The following is a 4,431-nucleotide window of genomic DNA, read 5'->3' as shown; positions in this document are numbered from 1 at the left end:
TTTATGATGTACAACCAATGCCGTGGTACTCTGTTCTGGGACTATTTGGAAGGTCTCAGAGAGTTCTATACCGAACTCTTCAGGTTTTAGCATATCAAACAGTTCTCTACTTTGCTCTAGGTCTGGACATGCCGGGTAACCGAACGAATATCTTGCACCCTGATAGCGGTTCATACGTACATCACGTAAAGTATATCCGTCATCTTCTGAAGCAATGTTCAGATCAAGTCTTATCTGCTTGTGTACTACTTCTGCCAAAGCTTCTGCAAGCTCTACTGATAAGCCATGTACCATATTATATTCGAGGTATTTACCAGCATCATAGAGTTCTTTTTCATAAGCAGAGAACTTAGCTCCAGCACTCACACATGTAAGTGCGATGACATCATGTCTATCATGTCTGTAGAAGTCAGAGAGTGCTCTGTGTGGTTTTCTGCCCTGTCTTGGGAAAGAGAACTTCGTGACTGCTCTACCAATGACCTTGTTCAAAGGTTCTCTATTGGCATTAGCATCGACATTCCATCCTTCGCTCTCATCAAATAGGAACAACTCCTGATCATCACTTCTACATGGATAATACCCGTAGATGATAGTCGGTTCAAAAAGATCTTTTTCAATAAACTCTCTTTTCAAACGTTCAAAAGCAGGATAGACGGTTTCATCTATGAGCTTTTGGTATGCTTCTTTATCCATACCTTTACTCTTATATCCCCAGTGCATCTTAAATACAGAACGTGTGTTGAGCCACTCGTATATCATAGAGAGATCCAAGTCTGCTTTTTGAAGTACTCTTCTACCCCAAAATGGCGGTGTTGGTATCTCTACTTTCTCAGGCATTTTGATCTCTTCAAAAGGAGGTATGATGACCTCTTTTTTCACCTTCTCTTCACGTTCCACCATATCCCCGGCCAAACGTGTGTCTAGCCCTACTGAATTGTCTTCATTGAACTTCTCTATACGACTCATGGCGATAACCCCGTCAAATGCATCACGACAGTAGAATATAGGGCCTTTATAAATAGGTCTACAGAAATCATCCACAAAAGCGCGTGTAAGTGCTGCACCTCCTAAAAGTACAGGTATCTCCATACCCATCTCTGCCATGGCTTCTAGATTGTCTTTCATCACTGCTGTAGATTTCACCAGAAGTCCAGACATACCTATCGCTTGGATAGGTTGTCTTTCTACTACATCAAGGTACTCTTGTAAGTCTGTTTTTATCCCTACGTTAACGACTTTAAAACCGTTATTTGAAAGTATGATGTCTACAAGGTTTTTACCCACATCATGCACATCCCCTCTAACTGTACCTATGACCAGTGTGGTGTCAGTATCTTTTTCTTGTTTGGTGAGGTGCGGGTTTAGGTAATCCACTGTTGTTTTCATGGTCTCAGCAGACTGAAGTACAAACGGAAGTTGCATTTGTCCTGAACCAAAGAGTTCCCCTACTACTTTCATAGCGTCTATGAGTATTTCATTAACGATAGTATCGGGGTGTATCTCATGACGTGCTTCTTCTACTAAAGGTATCATACGTTCTTTGTCACCATCGAGAAGAAGTTGTGCTATCTTTTCTTCATTACTCATGGCTTCATACGCTTCATCATTTGCTTCGTCATCTATGACTGCATCTGAAAAGTGCTCTATGAACTTAAAGAGTGAATTATCATCAGGATTAAAGAGTAATTCTTCACAGATCTCAAGGTCAGTATCACTCATCTTTGCCAGTGGTATGATATGCTTCACATTGATAATAACAGTCGTTAGCCCTGCTTGCAGACAATGGTGTAAGAAAACAGAGTTTAAATAACGTCTTGCATTCACATCCAGTCCGAACGAAATGTTAGAAAGCCCCAGTGTAGAACCTACTTCAGGATGGCGGATGTGTAATTCACGTATGGCTTCAAGTGTTTGAATGGCTGCATCACGGTACTCCAAGTCTCCTGAACCGACAGTAAATGTCAACGTATCAAAAATAAGGTTTCTCGGGTCTATACCGTGACCGTTCACTGCCATGTCATACATGCGTTCTGCTTGGGCAACTTTATCCTCTTTGGTCTTTGCCATTCCTACTTCATCGATCGTAAGACAGACCAATGCTGTACCAAACTTTTTAGCTAGTTTACATATAGCATGGAACTTCTCTTCACCGTCTTCAAGATTCACTGAGTTGATGATAGGTTTACCACCAATGCACTTTAAACCTTCTTCCATCGTATGTACACGTGTGGCATCTGGCATCAGTGGTAGAGGTATTTTCTGATTATACAATTCCATGATGGCTTGCATATCTTTTGCACCATCACGTCCTGCAAATTCTACGTTGACATCAAGACAATGTGCACCATCACGTACCTGTGCTTGACCTACCGTTAAAGTACCCTCATAATCAGATGCAATGATGAGTTCCCTAAATGCCTTAGAACCTGTAGAGTTGGAACGTTCACCTATAAGTAACGGTGCAGGTTCCTGAAAAAGTTCAGTCGTATTAAAAAGTGAAGCGATGCTCGGCTCTATACTTCCACTGGCCTTCTTAGGCACAATGACCTCAACAGCTTTTTTAAGTGCTTGAATATGCTGAGGTGTCGTGCCACAACAGCCCCCAAGAAAACTCACCCCGTCAAATTCTGTAAATTCAAGTTGCTTATCCGTAAATTCATCTGGTCCCATCGGATAATAGGTATACCCTCCCCTATTTTGAGGAAGTCCTGCATTGGCATGAACAGAGATAGGTATATTACACAGTTCACTTAGTGTCTTGAGGTGTTTTTTGACCTGATCAGGACCTGTACCACAGTTGAAACCCAAAGAGAGAATGTCAAATGGCTCAAGTATGGTCACAATGGTTGTTGCATCCGTACCGATCAGCATCGAACCGCTTAGCTCTATGGTGACTGAAATCATAATAGGTAGTTGAACGTTTCTCTCTTCGCTTGCATCCTGACAGGCATGCAGAGCAGCTTTTATCTGCAATGGATCTTGACATGTCTCAAGAAGAAATACATCACAACCGCCATCTATAAGGCCCAATGCACATAACTTGTACCCTTCATACATCTCATCATAATGAATATGCCCAAGAGAAGGCAGCTTTGTACCTGGCCCTATAGAACCCAAAACGAATCTTGGTGATGCTTCTGTGCCATATTCGTTACAGATCTCTTTAACAAGTTGAGCACCTTTTTTTGAGAGCTCATAGGCACGTTCACCCATCTGATATTCATCAAGTACCCATGGCATAGTACCAAATGTGTTCGTCTTGAGCAAATCAGCACCAGCCATAGCATACCGCTTATGAATACGCCCTATAAGTTCTGGTGCTGTGTGGTTCAAGAGTTCATTACACCCCTCTTGATCCACACCATTATCATCTATCCATGCTTCACTTGGTACATCCAAGTCCTGTATCTGTGTACCCATTGCACCGTCGATGACGAGTATACGTTCTTCTAAAAGTGATTTGATTGTTTCTGTAATAGACACAAAACGCCCCTTTAACATAATTCTGTAATTGTAGCAAAGTATGCAGAAAATATGATTAAATATCCTCTATAAGCTATAGTATTATGTCGATATAAGCAATAGACAGATACTATATAATTTATACATATGAAATGCTAAACTCATTGTGAAGTGAGGTCAGAAAGTTATGGGTCTCATGTAGATTGCCAAACTGCCAAATGGTGTCGACTACATTTGTGCTTCTTTCTGTTCTATAAACTTTTTATGTAACTTACTATCCATGGAGAAAAAATGGGAAAAACAATTAAAAACATTATCACCGGTAAAGAAATCACAAAACCTGATCCGATAGATGTAGAAGTTCCATTTGACGGTGGAGTGATGATCACCGAAACAGACACAGCGGGTATCATTACCTATGCCAACCGAAAGTTTCGTAATCTCACAGGATACACAAGAGAAGAGCTCATCGGTGCACCGCACAGTATCAACAGACATCCGGACATGCCAAAAGCAGCATTTAAAGGATTGTGGGAAACCATTAAAGGTGGTAACTACTGGGAAGGTTTTGTCAAAAATATGACTAATGAAGGAAAATATTATCTGGTAGTAGTATGGATCAAACCAAAACTGGATGATGATGGTAATATCATCGGATATATCGCAGGAAGAAAAATTCCTGATCCAGACCTTATGCAAAGAGCATTAGATCAATACAAAGTCATGATGCATGACGAGATATAGTTAATGGGCTTGACCCATTAACCTTTTTTCAAAAACTATAAACTTTTTTTCGCTTCTTGCAATGCACTGATCACTGCATCTATATTTGCTTTAGGAATATGTACTTTCCAATCCGGTTCTTCTGCACCTGCCTGAAGTGAAATACCAATACTTGCTACACTTTCACTCTTTGGACCATATGGTTGCGCTACAGTAGTAATACTGATCTTCCCATCTTTTGTACCA

At 40.8% G+C, this 4,431-nt stretch carries 3 protein-coding genes and 1 riboswitch; of the genes, 1 reads left to right on the top strand and 2 read right to left on the bottom strand.

Annotated elements, in window-relative coordinates; all coding sequences use genetic code 11:
• Positions 1 to 3,483: methionine synthase (gene metH / locus ABYK33_RS13985; protein ID WP_373033902.1), on the bottom strand; the 3,483-nt coding region annotated here is incomplete at its 3' end.
• Positions 3,484 to 3,606: 123 nt separating this feature from the next.
• Positions 3,607 to 3,681, top strand: a riboswitch (cyclic di-GMP riboswitch).
• A 72-nt stretch (positions 3,682 to 3,753) separates the two neighbouring features.
• Between metH and ABYK33_RS13980 the strand changes: the two genes are divergently transcribed.
• Entirely contained in the window at positions 3,754 to 4,206 is a 453-nt protein-coding gene (locus ABYK33_RS13980) for a PAS domain-containing protein (protein WP_373033901.1), read from the top strand.
• A gap of 35 nt (positions 4,207 to 4,241) precedes the next feature.
• Here ABYK33_RS13980 and ABYK33_RS13975 read toward each other — a convergent pair.
• The coding region (locus ABYK33_RS13975; RefSeq protein WP_373033900.1) for a hypothetical protein at positions 4,242 to 4,431 on the bottom strand (190 nt) is incomplete at its 5' end.

Source organism: Sulfurovum sp. (genome assembly GCF_041562805.1).
Lineage (GTDB): Bacteria > Campylobacterota > Campylobacteria > Campylobacterales > Sulfurovaceae > Sulfurovum.
Note: the sequence above shows the minus strand (reverse complement) of the source record. Positions and strands in the feature narration are given on the sequence as shown.

Coding starts and splice junctions, on each gene's coding strand:
- ABYK33_RS13980 (WP_373033901.1), top strand. CDS start 3,754: ATGGGAAAAACAATTAAAAACATTATCACCGGTAAAGAAATCACAAAA.